Source organism: Aeromonas sp. 600479, from assembly GCF_049175515.1.
In the GTDB taxonomy this organism is placed as follows: Bacteria; Pseudomonadota; Gammaproteobacteria; order Enterobacterales; family Aeromonadaceae; genus Aeromonas; species Aeromonas veronii_A.
On sequence record NZ_JAAKVF010000003.1, the window covers coordinates 1 to 15,974 of the forward strand.

At 57.8% G+C, this 15,974-nt stretch carries 16 protein-coding genes; 10 read left to right on the forward strand and 6 right to left on the reverse strand.

Annotated features, from left to right (window positions below; all coding sequences use genetic code 11):
• Nucleotides 1–484: 484 nt before the first annotated feature.
• From G5149_RS04635 to G5149_RS04645, 3 genes are all read right to left on the reverse strand, one after another.
• Entirely contained in the window at nucleotides 485–1,225 is a 741-nt protein-coding gene (locus tag G5149_RS04635) for a YebC/PmpR family DNA-binding transcriptional regulator (RefSeq protein WP_005337681.1), read from the reverse strand.
• A 102-nt stretch (nucleotides 1,226–1,327) separates the two neighbouring features.
• Nucleotides 1,328–3,094, reverse strand: a complete 1,767-nt coding sequence (gene aspS, locus G5149_RS04640; RefSeq protein WP_319919923.1) for an aspartate--tRNA ligase — start codon at nucleotides 3,092–3,094, stop codon at nucleotides 1,328–1,330.
• 32 nt (nucleotides 3,095–3,126) lie between these two features.
• Complete coding sequence (locus G5149_RS04645; protein WP_005337686.1) at nucleotides 3,127–3,378, reverse strand: FmdB family zinc ribbon protein; 252 nt, start codon at nucleotides 3,376–3,378, stop codon at nucleotides 3,127–3,129.
• Nucleotides 3,379–3,540: 162 nt separating this feature from the next.
• On the opposite strand from G5149_RS04645, the gene G5149_RS04650 reads away from it, so the two are divergent.
• The 6 genes from G5149_RS04650 to G5149_RS04675 all read left to right on the forward strand — a co-directional run bounded on the left by G5149_RS04650 (nucleotide 3,541) and on the right by G5149_RS04675 (nucleotide 9,806).
• Nucleotides 3,541–4,389: a DUF72 domain-containing protein gene (locus G5149_RS04650; RefSeq protein WP_421211809.1), complete on the forward strand. Its 849-nt coding sequence runs from the start codon at nucleotides 3,541–3,543 to the stop codon at nucleotides 4,387–4,389.
• A gap of 344 nt (nucleotides 4,390–4,733) precedes the next feature.
• Nucleotides 4,734–5,480 (forward strand): carboxy-S-adenosyl-L-methionine synthase CmoA, encoded by a 747-nt coding sequence (cmoA, locus tag G5149_RS04655; RefSeq protein ID WP_337072783.1) that lies wholly within the window; start codon nucleotides 4,734–4,736, stop codon nucleotides 5,478–5,480.
• The gene (gene cmoB, locus G5149_RS04660; protein ID WP_013723597.1) at nucleotides 5,477–6,454 is read left to right on the forward strand and encodes a tRNA 5-methoxyuridine(34)/uridine 5-oxyacetic acid(34) synthase CmoB; all 978 of its coding nucleotides are present in this window, start codon (nucleotides 5,477–5,479) and stop codon (nucleotides 6,452–6,454) included. The genes cmoA and cmoB overlap by 4 nt, the downstream gene beginning before the upstream one ends.
• A 52-nt stretch (nucleotides 6,455–6,506) precedes the next feature.
• Nucleotides 6,507–7,295, forward strand: a complete 789-nt coding sequence (locus G5149_RS04665) for an ATP-dependent zinc protease (protein ID WP_279463262.1) — start codon at nucleotides 6,507–6,509, stop codon at nucleotides 7,293–7,295.
• Between the two features lie 3 nt (nucleotides 7,296–7,298).
• Nucleotides 7,299–8,837 (forward strand): inactive transglutaminase family protein, encoded by a 1,539-nt coding sequence (locus G5149_RS04670; RefSeq protein WP_216978437.1) that lies wholly within the window; start codon nucleotides 7,299–7,301, stop codon nucleotides 8,835–8,837.
• Between the two features lie 3 nt (nucleotides 8,838–8,840).
• Nucleotides 8,841–9,806, forward strand: a complete 966-nt coding sequence (locus G5149_RS04675) for an alpha-L-glutamate ligase-like protein (protein ID WP_236345234.1) — start codon at nucleotides 8,841–8,843, stop codon at nucleotides 9,804–9,806.
• Nucleotides 9,807–10,074: 268 nt separating this feature from the next.
• On the opposite strand, the gene G5149_RS04680 is transcribed toward G5149_RS04675, so the two are convergent.
• Nucleotides 10,075–10,677: a peroxiredoxin C gene (locus G5149_RS04680; RefSeq protein WP_026457190.1), complete on the reverse strand. Its 603-nt coding sequence runs from the start codon at nucleotides 10,675–10,677 to the stop codon at nucleotides 10,075–10,077.
• Between the two features lie 146 nt (nucleotides 10,678–10,823).
• Here G5149_RS04680 and G5149_RS04685 point away from each other — a divergent pair, with 146 nt between their 5' ends.
• From G5149_RS04685 to G5149_RS04700, 4 genes are all read left to right on the forward strand, one after another.
• Complete coding sequence (locus G5149_RS04685; RefSeq protein ID WP_337072784.1) at nucleotides 10,824–11,732, forward strand: hydrogen peroxide-inducible genes activator; 909 nt, start codon at nucleotides 10,824–10,826, stop codon at nucleotides 11,730–11,732.
• A gap of 190 nt (nucleotides 11,733–11,922) precedes the next feature.
• Entirely contained in the window at nucleotides 11,923–12,372 is a 450-nt protein-coding gene (locus tag G5149_RS04690; RefSeq protein ID WP_216978433.1) for a C40 family peptidase, read from the forward strand.
• Between the two features lie 281 nt (nucleotides 12,373–12,653).
• A complete protein-coding gene (locus tag G5149_RS04695) occupies nucleotides 12,654–12,830 on the forward strand; it encodes a hypothetical protein (protein WP_005347176.1) in 177 nt (58 codons plus the stop codon).
• Nucleotides 12,831–13,328: 498 nt separating this feature from the next.
• The gene (locus G5149_RS04700; protein WP_216978432.1) at nucleotides 13,329–13,505 is read left to right on the forward strand and encodes a hypothetical protein; all 177 of its coding nucleotides are present in this window, start codon (nucleotides 13,329–13,331) and stop codon (nucleotides 13,503–13,505) included.
• 72 nt (nucleotides 13,506–13,577) lie between these two features.
• Here G5149_RS04700 and icd read toward each other — a convergent pair whose 3' ends face one another.
• Nucleotides 13,578–14,831, reverse strand: a complete 1,254-nt coding sequence (gene icd, locus G5149_RS04705) for an NADP-dependent isocitrate dehydrogenase (RefSeq protein WP_005347179.1) — start codon at nucleotides 14,829–14,831, stop codon at nucleotides 13,578–13,580.
• Nucleotides 14,832–14,987: 156 nt separating this feature from the next.
• Nucleotides 14,988–15,863: an AraC family transcriptional regulator gene (locus tag G5149_RS04710; RefSeq protein WP_216978431.1), complete on the reverse strand. Its 876-nt coding sequence runs from the start codon at nucleotides 15,861–15,863 to the stop codon at nucleotides 14,988–14,990.
• Nucleotides 15,864–15,974: the final 111 nt, after the last annotated feature.

A 15,974-nucleotide genomic window follows, 5' to 3' on the forward strand; every position in this document is an offset into this window, starting at 1 on the left:
CCAACCAACCAACCAACCAACCAACCAACCAACCAACCAACCAACCAACCAACCAACCAACCAACCAACCAACCAACCAACTCGTCCCAGCCAATCCGCTATCGATATCCCAACCTGTGACTCTGTATTGATGGGCCACCTGTGATAACAAGAGCACGTCCCATCACCTCCTCCCCCTACCCGCAACACAATTACCCTGACGGGCAGATGTGAGCAGTCAACGCCATCTCAAGAGCTAAAGGTGTGATAAACAGAATAAGCGGAGCCTCGCTAACGCAATGCAGCAGAACTGCGACTGGCATACGTACAGGGCCAACCGACTGGCAGAGACAGAGCAATGATAATTCGCAGAGAAAGCGGGAAAGATTGTCAGTGAAGAGAGTTGTTGCGCCGATTGCTCAACCGACACATCAGTAGTTGCCACGATGCAAAGATAAAAAAATGGCAGCCATCAGGCTGCCATCGGGAGAGCACGATTCAGCGATCAGAGGGTCGCAGCGACTTCATCGGAGATGGAGCCGTTGTGATACACCTCTTGCACGTCGTCCAGATCTTCCAGCATGTCGATCAGACGCATCAGCTTGGGTGCAGTCTCTGCATCCAGCTCCGCTTCGGTGGAGGGGATCATGGTCACTTCGGCGCTCTGGGCCTTGAAGCCGGCAGCTTCCAGACCGTCCAGCACGGTACCGAAGTCGTTCGGGGTGGTGTACACCTCGATAGTGCCATCCTCTTCGGTGACCACGTCATCGGCGCCCGCTTCGAGCGCGGCATCCATCAGGGCATCTTCGTCTACGCCCACGAAAGTCAGCAGACCTTTCTTGCTGAACAGATAGGCAACGGAGCCGTCGGTACCCAGGTTGCCACCGCACTTGCTGAAGGCGTGGCGCACTTCGGCTACGGTACGGTTACGGTTGTCGGTCAGGCACTCTACCATCACGGCAGAGCCAGCCGGGCCGTAACCTTCGTATACGATGGTCTCGAGCTGTTCGCCATCGCCACCACCGGCGCCACGCTGAATGGCACGGTTGATGGTGTCGCGGGTCATGTTGTTGGTCAGGGCGGCAGTCACCGCAGCACGCAGACGCGGGTTGTTGGCGGGATCGGCATCACCCAGACGCGCGGAGGTAGTGATTTCGCGGATCAGTTTGGTGAAGATCTTGCCACGCTTGGCGTCCTGAGCGGCCTTGCGGTGTTTGATGTTGGCCCATTTACTGTGACCTGCCATAGAGACTCTCCGTTATTTTTTAAATGTCAGTAACACTGATCATGACTAACCCAAGGGAAACACAGAGGCCGCACGGCGGCGGCCTCCGGTGCCGGTATCGGCTTACTCGTCGCCCTTGACGGTGGTTGCAATCGCCAGCTCACCCAGTTGGGCGGCATTGGCAAGGCTGGGGGCGTCTGTCATCAGACAGGCGGCCGCGGTCGTTTTCGGGAAGGCGATGACGTCCCGAATGTTTTCGGTGCCGGTCAGCAGCATGCTGAGACGGTCCAGACCGAAGGCCAGACCGGCGTGCGGCGGGGTACCGTACTTCAGGGCATCCAGCAGGAAGCCGAACTTCAGGCGCTGCTCGGCCGGGGTGATACCCAGGATGTCGAACACGGTGGACTGCATCTCGCTGTTGTGGATACGGACAGAGCCACCACCCACTTCGTAGCCGTTGATCACCATGTCGTAGGCGTTGGCGTAAGCACCCACAGGGTTGGCTTTCAGCTCGGCCGGGCTCATGTTGCTCGGCGCGGTGAACGGGTGGTGCATGGCGGCCAGACCACCTTCACCATCTTCCTCGAACATCGGGAAGTCGATGACCCACAGCGGTTTCCAGCTGTTCTCCAGCAGGCCCAGATCGCGACCCACTTTCAGACGCAGGGCGCCCATGGCATCGCAAACCACTTTCTTGCTGTCAGCGCCAAAGAAGATGATGTCGCCGTCGGCTGCGCCGGTACGGGCCAGGATCTCGCGCACGATGGCGTCAGAGAGGAACTTGGCAACCGGAGACTGCACGCCTTCGATACCATTGGCCGCTTCATTGACCTTCATCCAGGCCAGGCCCTTGGCACCGTAGATGCCGACAAACTTGGTGTATTCGTCGATCTGCTTGCGAGAGAGCTCGGCACCGCCCGGGACTTTCAGGGCAGCCACACGGCCTTTCGGATCGTTGGCGGGGCCCGCGAACACGGCGAACTCGACAGTAGTCAGCAGATCAGCCACATCAACCAGCTCCATTGGCAGACGCAGGTCCGGCTTGTCGGAGCCGTAGCGACGCATGGCTTCGTCGAAGGTCATGATCGGGAAGTCGCCCAGATCCACGTTCAGGATGTGCAGCCACAGTTTGCGGATCATCTCTTCCATCACTTCACGCACCTGCGGCGCGGTCATGAAGGAGGTCTCCACGTCGATCTGGGTGAATTCCGGCTGGCGGTCGGCACGCAGGTCTTCGTCACGGAAGCACTTGACGATCTGGTAGTAGCGATCGAAGCCGGACATCATCAGCAACTGCTTGAACAGCTGGGGTGATTGCGGCAGAGCGTAGAACTTGCCCTTGTGCACGCGGCTCGGCACCAGATAGTCACGGGCACCTTCTGGGGTGGCCTTGGTCAGCATCGGGGTCTCGATATCGAGGAAGCCGTGCTCGTCCATGAAGCGGCGTACGAAGGCGCTGGCCTTGGCACGGGTCTTCAGGTACTTGGCCATCTCGGGACGACGCAAATCCAGGTAGCGATACTTGAGGCTGATCTCTTCGCTGTTGACCTGATTGAAGTCCAGCGGCAGCGGCTCGGCACGGTTGATGATGTTGAGTTCGTGGGCGAACACTTCGATGGCGCCAGTGGCCATGTCGCTGTTGCGCTGGGACTCGGGACGGGTGCGCACTACACCTGTCACCTGGATGCAGAACTCGCCGCGCAGCTCGGAGGCCAGCGCGAACGCCTCCGGCTTGTCCGGATCGAAGAACACCTGAACGATCCCTTCCCGGTCGCGCATATCGATAAAGATCAGACCGCCGAGATCACGACGACGATGAACCCAACCGCACAATGTAATGGTCTGCCCTGCATGGGCCTCATTGACCTGTCCGCAATAGATAGAGCGCATGGACTTCTTCCTTCGAAATTGTAGAGAGACGGTTAACCTTGGGCCGCCGGGCACGACTGGCAAGCACCGTCTGTCTCACAGCTGGCCAGATTCTTTTTCTTACCCGGTTTGAAATCAGTCTCGTACCATCCGGTTCCCTTGAGCCGGAAGCCTGCCGCCGATATCAGCTTGACCAGATTCGGCTTGCTACAGGCCGGACAGTCGGTCAGGGGGGCATCGGAAAGCTTTTGCAGTTTTGCCAATTCATGGCCACAGACGTCGCAACGATATTCGTAGATAGGCATGGGTCACAAGAAATTGAAAAACAAAAGGGCTGGCATTATAGAGGAAAACCCCCTTTTGGGTAAAATGGCCAGCAGCCTCCTTTCGCCAGTTTTTTGCACTCGATGGCAAAAAGCGGGCAAAAAATCGGCACGAATGCACCAAGAGCGAAGAGAATAGCCATCATGAGCCTCTATTTGGGCCTGCCGCAGTGGTCCCACCCCAGCTGGCCAGGCCAGTTGCTGGGCCTTGGCGCCAAGCCTGCCGAACACCTCGCCCACTATGCGACCGTCTTCAACTCGGTGGAGGGTAACACCACCTTCTACGCCCAGCCGACACCGAACACGGTACAGCGCTGGGCCGATGCGGTGCCCGATCACTTTCGTTTCAACTTCAAGTTTCCGCAAAACATCAGCCACCAGAGCGATTTGGTGAGCACAGACAAACAGGTTGCCGACTTTATTCGCCTGCTTGCCCCGCTGCACGACAAGCTGGGGCTGCTCACCCTGCAGTTGCCCGCCCGTTTCGGGCCACAGGGGTTGGCCAGACTGGCGGCCTTTATCGAGCGGCTGCCACGGGCGTTTCGCTACGCCCTCGAAGTGCGTCATCCCGACTTCTTCGCCAAGGGGGAGGCCGAGCGGGCATTAAACCGGCTGCTGATGGAACAGGGAGTGAACCGGGTGATGCTCGACAGCCGGCCACTCTTCTCGGTGCCAGCAACCACGCCATCCCTTGTCGATGCCCAGGGCAAGAAGCCACGCCTGCCGGTACATCTGCTGGCCACCGCCAACGCTCCCATGGTGCGCTTTATCGGCCTGCCGGATCCGGCGGCCAATCACCCCTTCCTGCCCAGTTGGCTCCCCCACTGGCGCCAGTGGCTTTCCGAAGGCAAGGATCTTTACCTCTACATCCACACGGCCGACAACACTCAAGCCCCCGAGCTGGCCCGTCAGGTGAGTCGTCTGCTGGGGCAGGAGATGGCCCCCTGGCGGGGGGAAAACGATCGCGCACGGCAGGGAGTGCTGCGCTTTTAACCAGTGGCACAAGCAACCCTCGCAGCCCCCCGAAAACGCAGTAAAAAAAGGGCGATTTTTGTGGTTTGGCAGGGCCCGGCGTCAAGACAAATGGCCGTCAATCCTCTACACTAGCGCCCCATGCAAGGAGCCCTGTCACCGTTACTGTTAATCAGTGGTAACAAATGACTCGGCTCTGGATAAGGGTCCGGAGATGACCCCTACGAACAGGACCGGTCACCAGGAGCTCATGACCGACTACCCCGTTCGTAAACAGGTGATGAGCCACCCCCAGACGGGTGCCCCCCAACGATTCAATTGAACAAAGCAGTCGGCCGATATGCCGGCTGTCAGGTTGCGCCAGCATGCAGACCAAAGACCAAATTTTTGCCGCCCCGATCGCCCGATTGGGCGACTTTTGTTTTGACGAACAGGTCGTCGACGTATTTCCCGATATGATCCAGCGCTCGGTGCCGGGTTACAGCAACATCATCTCAGCCATCGGCATGATGGCCGCCCGCTACGCTCAACCCGAGAGCCGTCTCTATGATCTCGGCTGTTCGCTCGGCGCCGCCACCCAGGCGATGCGTCGCCATATCAGCCAGCCCGGCTGCCGCATTACCGCGGTGGACCTCTCCCACCCGATGATCGAGCGCGCCCGCGCCCACCTCTCCGGTTTCAAATCCGAGGTGCCGGTGGAGCTGGTGGAGGCGGATATCTGCGACATCGAGATTGAGAACGCTTCCGTGGTGGTGCTCAACTTCACCCTGCAGTTTGTCGAGCCCGAGAAACGGGCAGCCCTGATCCAGCGCATTCACGACGGTTTGCGCCCGGGCGGGATCCTGATCCTGAGCGAGAAGTTCCGTTTCGAGGATGAGCCGGTCAACGAGCTGCTCATCGATCTGCACCTCGACTTCAAGCGGGCCAACGGCTATAGCGAGCTGGAGATCAGCCAGAAACGCACTGCCCTTGAGAACGTGATGCGCACCGACAGCCTGGAGACCCACCGCGCCCGCCTGCACGACGCCGGTTTCATCCATCAGGATCTCTGGTTCCAGTGCTTCAACTTCGGCTCCATGATTGCCATCAAATCCAGCGACGCCCAGCCATGATCGACTTTGCCAATTTCTATCAACTGATTGCCAAAAACCGGCTGAGCCACTGGCTGCATACCCTGCCCGCCCAGCTGCACGCCTGGCAACATGACAACCAGCATGGCGATCTGCCGCGCTGGAACCGCGCCCTCAACAAGCTACCGGTGGTCTCCCCCGGCAACATCGAGCTGAAAAGCCGGGTCGAGATAGGCTCGGCCGAGAGCCTGGGCGAAGGGGAGCGCAAGAAGGTCGAGAGCCTGCTGCGCCACTTTATGCCCTGGCGCAAGGGGCCGTTCACCGTGCATGGCATCCACATCGATACCGAATGGCGCTCCGACTGGAAGTGGGATCGGGTGCTGCCCCATATCAGCCCGCTCGAAGGCCGTTACGTGCTGGATGTGGGTTGCGGCAGCGGCTACCACCTCTGGCGTATGGTGGGTGAAGGAGCCAAGCTGGCGGTCGGCATCGATCCGAGTCCGCTGTTTCTCTGCCAGTTCGAGGCCATTCGCCACTTCGCGGGCAATGATCAACGCGCCCACCTGTTGCCGCTCGGCATTCAGGAGCTGCCGGAGCTGCGCGCTTTTGACACCGTCTTCTCCATGGGGGTGCTCTATCACCGCAAATCTCCCATCGAGCACATCGAGCAGCTGCGCAATCAATTGAAAGATGATGGCGAACTGGTGCTGGAGACCCTGGTGATCGACGGCGGGGTCAACGACGTGCTGATGCCCACCGACCGTTACGGCAAGATGCGCAACGTCTGGTTTATTCCCTCAAGCCGCGCCCTCAAGCTGTGGGTCGAGCGCTGCGGCTTCACCGACGTGCGGATAGTAGACGAGAATATGACCAGCACCGACGAACAGCGTCGTACCGACTGGATGATTAATGAATCCCTAAGTGACTATCTGGATCCAGACAATCCGGCACTCACGGTAGAAGGACACCCGGCGCCGAAACGTGCCGTACTGATTGCCCGCAAGGCCAAAGACTAGCCGGTGGCGCTTGTGGAAGTTACACTGACCCAATTCCAGGAAGCACAGTTAAATGAATGACATGAAAAGCAAATTAAAAGGAATGACCCTGCTCTCCCTGCTCAGTCTCGGCGGGTGTGTCAATATGGAAAAAACGCCTCAGGTTCCCGCTCTGACACTGGCCGAGCTTCGTAGCGAGCTGAGCCAGAGCGAGCAGCGCCTGCAAACATCCATGGAACAGCAACAGAAGCAGTATGTGCAGCAACAGCACCTGCTGGTTCAGCTCAACACAGATGTCACCAATATGAAAGAGTCCGTCAAGCAAGTAGACCACAAGCTCGCAGCTCTCCCCTCCGAGCCGCCCAAACCGATGGCGATCCCCACCGAGAAGTGCCCGGCCCCCAATCAGGGCCACACCATCGATGGCAAGCTGATGGTCGGTGAAGCGGAGTGGATCTGGGTTGATGCCGCCAACGACGCCTTCCAGGCCCGGGTCGATACCGGTGCGACCACCTCCTCCATCAGTGCGCAGGAGATCACCATTTTCGAGCGCAACGGCAAAAACTGGGTGCGCTTCTTCCTGAGCCATCAGGATGTGGACGACAAGATCCAGATCGAAGCGCCGCTGGTACGTCACGTGCGGGTGCGTCAGGCCTCTGCCGATGATCTGGACCGCCGTCCGGTGGTGCGTCTGGCCGTGCGCATTGGCGACATGACCGAGAAAGCCGAATTTACCCTGAAAGACCGCAGCGATATGACCTTCCCGGTGCTGCTGGGTCGCGAATTTTTGAAAGACATCGCCGTGGTTGATGTGGCCCGCGAATATATCCAACCCAAACCCAAGCTCAAGGATGTGAAATAATCCATGGTTTCCCGTAAGCCGTTCTATTTGCTGGTAGCCCTGCTGTACATTGTCGGCCTGGGGATGACGATCTATCACCATATCGCGTTGGATGTGCCGCTGACGCCCGGTGAAAAGCGCCAGATCTGGTCCATCGAAGCCAAACTGGAGTTCGAAGCTACCGGTGAGCCAGTGATCGCCTCCCTGGCTATCCCGGGCACCCAGCCCGGTTTCACCCTGATGAACGAGAACGCCGCCAGCCCCGGCTACGGCCTCTCCTTTGTCGAGAAGGATGGCGATGCCCGTGCCGAATGGTCGATCCGCAGTGCTACCGGCCGTCAGGAGCTCTACTATCGCGTCGACATGATGGCGGATGCCCACGCCAAGCCGGCCGCCAACCCGCAGCCGCCCGCTATCGAAAAGCAGATCGAGAGTGAGCCCTATGCCACTGCGATGAAGCAGATCCTGGAGCGCGCCCAGGAGCGCTCTGCTGACGGCTATACCCTGACCCGCGAGATCATCAAGGAGATCGAAAAGCAGGAGCAGAACGCCGAGCTACTGAAAAAGCACAAGAGCCGCGCCAACCTGATCGCCGAGTTGCTCAACAATGCTGATGTGCCGACCCGCGTAGTGCATGCCCTGAATCTGGAAGATGGTCGCCGTCGTCAGGAGCTGGTCGATTACCTGCAGGTGTTCAACAGCCCGACCGACTACAAGCTGTTCAACCCGCAAACCGGTGAACAGGGTCGTCCTGCCAACCTGCTGCTGTGGGAGTATAACTCCGGCGCCCTGCTGGATGTGACAGGTGGTCACAACTCCCGTGTCAGCTTCTCGATGATCGAGCAGGAGCAGCCGGTCAGCGTGGCACTGGCCCAGAAGTTTGAAAAATCAGAGATGATGAACTTCTCCATCCATAGCCTGCCGCTGGAAGAGCAGACCTTGTTCAAGGGCTTGCTGCTGATCCCCATCGGTGTGCTGATGGTGGTGTTCTTGCGCGTCATCGTCGGCATCAAGACCTCGGGTACCTTTATGCCGGTGCTGATCGCGGTCGCCTTTATCCAGACCCAGCTGATCACCGGTCTGGTAGGTTTCCTGCTGATCGTCGGCACCGGTCTGGTGATCCGCTCCTACCTGTCGCGGCTCAACCTGCTGCTGGTCGCCCGAATATCGGCCATCATCATCATGGTGATCTCGATGATCGGTATCTTCTCCGCCTTTGCCTTCAAGCTGGGGCTGACCGACGGTATGAAGATCACCTTCTTCCCGATGATCATCCTCTCCTGGACTATCGAGCGGATGTCCATCCTGTGGGAAGAAGAGGGCCCGAAAGAGGTATTCCGTCAGGGCGGTGGCTCCCTGCTGGTGGCCATCATCGCCTATCTGGCTATGGATAACGAATTGATCCGTCACCTCACATTCAACTTCCTCGGCCTGCAGCTGGTGCTGATGGCGACCGTGCTGTTGATGGGTAACTACACCGGCTACAAGCTGAGCGAACTCAAACGCTTCAAGCCGCTGGTGGACGAGATCAAGTCTGGCGCCACCCCGGGTAAGGACAAGTAACAGATGTGGTTCTGGGAAAAGTACACTACCCCGTGGAGCCTGTCGCAGGCAGGTATCCTCGGCATGAACAAGCGCAACCACTCCTATATCAGCCGCTACAATCCGCGCAGCCTCTATCCGCTGGTGGATGACAAGCTGCAAACCAAGCGTATCGCGCTGGATGCGGGCGTGACGGTGCCCGAGCTGATCGGCACCATCCGAGCCCAGCACGACGTGGGTCGTATCACCGAGCTGGTGAAGGATTGGCCTGGCTTCTGTATCAAGCCGGCTCGAGGCTCGGGCGGCAAGGGGATCCTGGTGATCCTGCGCCAGGAAGAGGGTCTCTTCTACAAGCCCAACGGCAGCGCCAGCAACGGCCAGGATCTGGAGCGCCATGTCTCCAACATTCTTGCTGGACTCTATTCGCTGGGGGGCAAGCCGGACGTAGCGCTGGTCGAAGGCCTCATCAACTTCGATGACGTGTTCGACGGCTACTCCTTTGAAGGGGTGCCCGATGCCCGGGTGATCATCTTCAAGGGGTTCCCGGTGATGGCGATGATGCGTCTCTCAACCTCTGCCTCCGACGGCAAGGCAAACCTGCACCAGGGCGCCGTGGGAGTGGGTCTGTGCCTACGTACTGGCCGCGCGCTGCGGGCGGTGCAGTTTGGCAATCCGTTGCGACACCATCCTGATACAGGTCTCGACCTCTATGAGCTCAAGGTGCCCCACTGGGATACTCTGCTCACCCTCGCTGCCTCCTGTTACGAGATGTCGGGTCTGGGCTATATCGGTACCGACATGGTGCTGGACAAGTTCCGCGGCCCCATGCTGCTGGAGCTCAACGCCCGCCCAGGTCTGGCCATTCAAATCGCCAACGGTCGTGGCCTGGTGCCCAACCTCAAGACCATCGAGAAGCTGGGCCAAGTGAAGATGAGTGTGGCGCAGCGGGTCAGCTTTGCCAAAGAACACTTCGGGATCTTTGAGGAATAATGCCTCTGCTTGTGAACTGAGCGCGCCGCCTATGGCGCGCTTTTTTTATAGCTCTTATCTGTCTGTGGGCACATCCCGTTTCCAGCCCCAGGGTCAGCATCTCATCCCTAAACGACGAGTACGTCAGCTAACGGCAGCTTGGAACAGCGAGGGGCGAAGAGGAGAAGGGGCGAAAAGAGTGTGGCCAATATGTCAGGGGATAGATAAATCGCAGGTATAAAAAAACCGGCGCAAAGACGCCGGTTTTTCAAACAGAGTGCGACGGCCATTACAGGGCGTCAGCATTCTCTGACAGGTACTTGGCAACACCGTCCGGAGAGGCTTGCATACCTTTTTTGCCTTTTTCCCACTGAGCCGGGCACACTTCGCCGTGCTCTTCATGGAATTGCAGGGCATCGACCATGCGAAGCATCTCGTCGATGTTGCGGCCCAGCGGCAGATCGTTGACCACCTGATGACGAACGACACCATTCTTGTCGATCAGGAAGGAACCACGGAACGCCACACCGGCTTCCGGATGTTCAACGTCATAGGCCTTGCAGATTTCGTGCTTGACGTCGGCGATCAGCGGGTACTTGACCTGACCGATACCACCATCTTCAACCTTGGTGTTACGCCATGCGTTGTGGGAGAACTGGGAATCGATGGAAACACCGATCACTTCCACGCCACGTTTCTGGAACTCTTCATAGCGGTGATCAAAAGCAATAAGCTCGGACGGGCAGACGAAAGTGAAATCGAGCGGATAGAAGAAGACAACAGCAGCTTTGCCTTTGATGTGGGATGACAGGTTGAATGAATCAACAATTTCGCCATTACCCAGAACGGCTGCGGCGGTAAAATCGGGTGCGGGACGGCCTACCAATACCATATTCAATTCCTCTTTAAGTGAAGTGAACAATCCAGTCAGGATTGGGCTACCAAGAGCCTAGTCCGTCTAAATCAAGCGACAAACTATAGACCCGGTGGTAGATTAGTTAAATCAAATTAAATAGATAGCATTAATCGGGTTTTCCTATGCAACGTTGGCCCAGCCTCAAACAGCTGCAATATCTGGTCGCTCTCGACGAGCACAAAAACTTCAATCGTGCCGCCAAAGCCTGTCATGTCAGCCAGTCGACCCTGAGTACCGGGATCCAGACGCTGGAAGAGATGATGAACCTGCAACTGGTGGAGCGAGATCACAAGAGCTTCATTATGACCCCGGTCGGCATGGAAATCGTCGAGCGAGCTCGCAATTTGCTCTCCGATGCGCGGGATCTGATGGAGCTAGGTCAACACCAGGGCGGTGTAATGCAGGGGACAGTGCGTCTGGGCTGTATTCCCACCATCGCCCCCTTCCTGCTCAGCAAGCTGCTGAAAGTGTGCAGCAAAACCTATCCTGACCTCGAATTGTTACTGCGGGAAGACACCACCAGCAATCTGCTCAGGCAGCTGGAACAGGGTCAGCTCGACTTGCTGATCCTCGCCCTGCCCATCGAGATAGGTGGATTTCACTGCAAGACCGTCGGCCAGGATCCGTTCCACATGGTAATGCCCGCCAGCATGGCGGCCGGTCTTCACACCCCGTTTGACTACAAGGAGCTGCCAAACCAGAGCATCTTCCTGCTGGAGCGGGAGCACTGCCTCACCGAGCACGCAGTGAGCGCTTGCCGTCTGCGGGACAAGAGCAAGATCAACCCGTTTGCCGCCACCAGCCTGCACACCTTGGTGCAGATGGTGGAAGCGGGTCTTGGCACCACCTTCCTGCCGCAAATGGCCATCGATGCCGGCATTCTTGCCAACTCCGATCTGGTGGCCATCCCGCTGCCGGGGGAAAAATCCTATCGCGAGATCGGTCTGGTCTGGCGCCCCAGCACCACCCGGGTGCAGACCTTCTACAAACTGGCCGAGCTGCTTAAACCGCTGATCAGCCACAACGAGTGACAACAAACGCCAACCCTCGGCTGGCGTTTTTCAGTGCCCCACCACATTTTTCCTCTCGGAGACTAGGTCTGGAGCCAGATCCCTGTTTATGATGGAAAAATTGTCGCGCCCCCTACCGCCAGAACGATTTGGCAGGATATGGCGCTCGATAAATGTCTCGTTTGGTAGACCCGTCCGTGGAGAGAGCCCGATGTATCGCAAGCTGCTGCTATCCCTGCTGACCCTGCTGCTGGCCGCCTGCTCCAGCACACCAGAGCCACCGCCGCCCCGCCAGCAGAGCAGTGCCTTTGACGGTTTCTACCAGCAGTGGCGTGGCGTCCCCTACCGGATGGGCGGCACCAACCGTGCCGGACTCGACTGCTCCGCATTCACACAGCTCGCATACAATCAGGTGCTGGGGGTCAATTTGCCAAGAACCACCGAATCCCAGGCCAGTATCGGTAAACCAGTCGATCGCTACCGGCTGCAACACGGGGATCTGGTCTTCTTCAAAACCGGCTGGCAGCAGTACCATGTGGGGGTCTATACCGGTGCCGGCGAGTTTATCCACGCCTCCACGAGCAAGGGAGTAATCCGTTCGAGACTCGACAACGTCTACTGGAACAGCCGCTATTGGCAAGCACGTCGGGTAACCCAGTAAAGGGGTTCAAACACCTGTCCGTTATACTGCTGGACTCCGTCAATCCCTGTCGCCAGGTCGAGATAATCCCCTGCACTGAAAACTCAATTGGCCCCAAAACCTGCCTTTCATACCATTTTGTGGTAAGGTGGTGGCCACTTTTTAGCACTTTCGCGCTTTTCTCATACGCTATCTGTCCTGATTGACAATAAGCGAAGCGGCGAAAGTGGCTGTGACAACACTGCCGGACGAGTGGCCCACAGCAGCAATATCAAGGGCTAAATAGATAAGGAGATCGTGCAATGAAACAGTATCAAAACTGGCTGGGACAATACCTGATGAGTCGCCGTGACGGCGACCATGCCATGGCGTGCGAGATGGCGAGTTCCATCTGCGAGTTCTGGCAGCAACAGGGAGATGAAACCGAACTGGACAAGTGGCAACAGATTTACCAGAACCATCTGGAAAAGACCACCTGATCCCGACCGTCACCTTGCTGCCAGCCATCTGTTGGCAGCAAGGCCGCCCCCCTATTGCTTCGCGCATAGCCAGCTCCCGCATAACGCCCTTTTGCATCCCCCCTCGACCATTTCTTGAGTCCATGACACAGCTCATCCAGAACCAAGTGTCGAGCTCGTCGATGCAATCGGACACAACAGGGTTACCTACCCTGTTTCCCCGAGTTTCATCCAAACCAAGCGTGCCCTCACGGCGAGTTTTCTGTTGTGGGAACAAGGGGATGGAGCCGCTCCATTACAATCCGTGGCGACAATTTCCCCAAGTTGGTCAGTTTGTGCTAAAATGGCGCTCATTTTTTGACATCTCGCGTCATGTTCGCCGCCAGATTGCCCATCAGGCTCTCTGCCCGGGTCGTGACTTTGCACCATCATGCCTGAGGATGTTCCCCCCAAGATGAGCCGTCAGGCTCCCGTCAAGGTGGGCCCCCTCAAGGGCACATGAGATAAGGAGATCGGGTAATGAAACAATATCAAAGCTGGCTGGGAGATTATCTGATGAGTCGACGTGACGGAGATCACGCGATGGCTTCGGAACTTGCCAACACCATCTGCGCCTTCTGGAAGGCCCGGGGTGATGAAGCAGAAACCAGCAAATGGCAGCAACGCTATCAGCAACACGTAGAGCAGGCGCAATAAGCCCCTGCACTCTTTCGCGATAAAAAAACCGGCGCACATGGCGCCGGTTTTGCGTTTCTGGCAAGCAGCAGATTACATCTGGTCGATCATGTCCTGAGCAAACTGGGAGCAGGAACGCAGGGTGGCCCCTTCCATCAGACGCTCGAAGTCATAGGTGACGGTCTTGTTGCGGATCGCAGCTTCCATCCCCTTGATGATGAGATCGGCCGCTTCAACCCAGCCCATGTGGCGCAGCATCATCTCGGCGGAGAGGATCAGGGAGCCCGGGTTGACCTTGTCCTGACCGGCATATTTCGGTGCAGTACCGTGAGTTGCCTCGAACAGGGCCACGCCGTCGCCGATGTTGGCACCCGGTGCGATGCCGATACCGCCTACCTGAGCAGCCAGCGCATCGGAGATGTAGTCACCGTTGAGGTTCATACAGGCGATGACGTCATACTCGGCCGGACGCAGCAGGATCTGCTGCAGGAAGGCGTCGGCGATGACATCCTTGATGACGATGGTTTTGCCGGTTTTCGGGTTCTTGAAGGAGCACCAGGGGCCGCCGTCGATCAGCTGGGCACCGTACTCGTTCTGGGCCAGAGCATAGCCCCAATCCTTGAAGGCACCTTCGGTGAACTTCATGATGTTGCCCTTGTGCACCAGGGTCACTGAGTCGCGATCGTTATCGATGGCATACTCGATAGCGGCACGTACCAGACGCTCGGTACCGGCTTTGGACATCGGCTTGATGCCGATCCCGCAGGACTCCGGGAAGCGAATTTTCTTCACGCCCATCTCGTTTTGCAGAAAGGCGATCACCTTGTTCGCTTCGGCGCTGTCAGCCTTCCACTCGATACCGGCGTAGATGTCTTCGGCGTTTTCGCGGAAGATCACCATGTCAGTCAGATCAGGACGCTTCACCGGACTCGGGGTGCCATCGTAGTAACGTACCGGGCGCAGGCAGATGTAGAGATCCAGCTCCTGACGCAGGGCCACGTTGAGAGAGCGGATACCGCCGCCGACCGGCGTGGTCAGCGGGCCCTTGATGGCCACGCAGTATTCGCGAATGAAATCCAGGGTTTCGGCCGGCAGCCAGGCACCTTCACCATAAACATGAGTCGATTTCTCGCCGGTGTAGATCTCCATCCAGGCGATCTTGCGCTCGCCCTTGTAGGCTTTCTCGACCGCAGCATTCACCACATTCAACATGGCTGGGGTCACGTCAACACCGATGCCATCCCCTTCGATAAACGGAATGATCGGATGGTTGGGAACCTGCAGCTTGCCGTTAGCATCGACTGTGATTTTCTGGCCCTGGGTCGGGATAACTACTTTGCTTTCCATCGGCATCTCCTAACTTCCGTTTGTTATCAACTTGTTTGTTGCGCGCGGCCATCTTAGCCCATTCATTTTCATAATAAAACGACAAGAAAGCATGTCAGACCAAAGAGGTAGCCACCCGCCAGTGCGCCGTCACAACGCCTTGCCGACCCCGCCCCGTTATGCCTCCAGCTCGCTGGCCGTCGCCTGCGGCTGACTCAGGGAACGGTACTGGGAAGGGGTCAAGCCGGTCTTCTGTTTGAACACACGGCAGAAGTAGTTCACGTCGGTAAACCCGCAGCGATTGGCGACCTCTTCGAGACGGAAGCGATACTTTTTCAGCATGAACTTGGCCCGCTCCAGCCGCACCCAGCTGATGTAGTCCGCCAGCCGCATGTGCCCCTGCTGGCGGAACAGACGTGAGAGGTGGCTGGGGGAGAGATTGAAGCGGGCGGCGATGCATTCGCGACTGATGGGGCGGTGGAAATTTTCCTGAATGTAGATGCAGATGCCGTGAAAAAGATCGGAGCCACGAGGACGACCGCTCTCCGACTCCACCAGCAACTGCCGTGAATAACTTAGCAGCGCCTGCAGCAGGTGATTGTCCATCGGTGCCCTTATCGGCTCCTGCGCAAGGGTGTTGAGGGAGAGCAGGATATGATCGAGCGCCCGTCCGGCACCGGCCTGAATACTGTGCTTCTGCACATCGAAGAAGCCGGTGTCTCCCTTGTGCTTGCTCACCAGACTGAACCCTATCTGACGCTTGCCGAACAACAGGCTGAGCACGGAACAGTCATTGTCCCAATCCGGCTTGTTCCAGCCGTTGGGGGGAATGTACATCGCCTCCCGCGGCCCCATCTGTACCGACTGCACATCCCCTTCCGGGGACCAGATCTGGTTGAGATAGTGGCCACTGAATACCAGCTCGAGACGCGGAAAATTGACCTGATAACTGAAGCAGGGAGGCACCCCTTTGTCAGAGGCAAACAACACCTTCTCAAAGCCTCCCCCCTCACTTAGAAAGCCGTCCAACAGCTGGGTAAAGATGATACTCATGAATGATCCTGATCAAGATGCAGAGAGCAACCGATTGCGGTGCGCTGCCCCTGCCATGCTATAGTCCGCGCCAGACTGAAATTCCCAAAAAATCGTTCTGATACAAGGAGC

Excerpts from the sequence above, each read along its gene's own strand:
- G5149_RS04635 (WP_005337681.1), bottom strand. The coding sequence starts at position 1,225 with ATGGCAGGTCACAGTAAATGGGCCAACATCAAACACCGCAAGGCCGCT.
- aspS (WP_319919923.1), bottom strand. The coding sequence starts at position 3,094 with ATGCGCTCTATCTATTGCGGACAGGTCAATGAGGCCCATGCAGGGCAG.
- G5149_RS04645 (WP_005337686.1), bottom strand. The coding sequence starts at position 3,378 with ATGCCTATCTACGAATATCGTTGCGACGTCTGTGGCCATGAATTGGCA.
- G5149_RS04650 (WP_421211809.1), top strand. The coding sequence starts at position 3,541 with ATGAGCCTCTATTTGGGCCTGCCGCAGTGGTCCCACCCCAGCTGGCCA.
- cmoA (WP_337072783.1), top strand. The coding sequence starts at position 4,734 with ATGCAGACCAAAGACCAAATTTTTGCCGCCCCGATCGCCCGATTGGGC.
- cmoB (WP_013723597.1), top strand. The coding sequence starts at position 5,477 with ATGATCGACTTTGCCAATTTCTATCAACTGATTGCCAAAAACCGGCTG.
- G5149_RS04665 (WP_279463262.1), top strand. The coding sequence starts at position 6,507 with ATGAATGACATGAAAAGCAAATTAAAAGGAATGACCCTGCTCTCCCTG.
- G5149_RS04670 (WP_216978437.1), top strand. The coding sequence starts at position 7,299 with ATGGTTTCCCGTAAGCCGTTCTATTTGCTGGTAGCCCTGCTGTACATT.
- G5149_RS04675 (WP_236345234.1), top strand. The coding sequence starts at position 8,841 with ATGTGGTTCTGGGAAAAGTACACTACCCCGTGGAGCCTGTCGCAGGCA.
- G5149_RS04680 (WP_026457190.1), bottom strand. The coding sequence starts at position 10,677 with ATGGTATTGGTAGGCCGTCCCGCACCCGATTTTACCGCCGCAGCCGTT.
- G5149_RS04685 (WP_337072784.1), top strand. The coding sequence starts at position 10,824 with ATGCAACGTTGGCCCAGCCTCAAACAGCTGCAATATCTGGTCGCTCTC.
- G5149_RS04690 (WP_216978433.1), top strand. The coding sequence starts at position 11,923 with ATGTATCGCAAGCTGCTGCTATCCCTGCTGACCCTGCTGCTGGCCGCC.
- G5149_RS04695 (WP_005347176.1), top strand. The coding sequence starts at position 12,654 with ATGAAACAGTATCAAAACTGGCTGGGACAATACCTGATGAGTCGCCGT.
- G5149_RS04700 (WP_216978432.1), top strand. The coding sequence starts at position 13,329 with ATGAAACAATATCAAAGCTGGCTGGGAGATTATCTGATGAGTCGACGT.
- icd (WP_005347179.1), bottom strand. The coding sequence starts at position 14,831 with ATGGAAAGCAAAGTAGTTATCCCGACCCAGGGCCAGAAAATCACAGTC.
- G5149_RS04710 (WP_216978431.1), bottom strand. The coding sequence starts at position 15,863 with ATGAGTATCATCTTTACCCAGCTGTTGGACGGCTTTCTAAGTGAGGGG.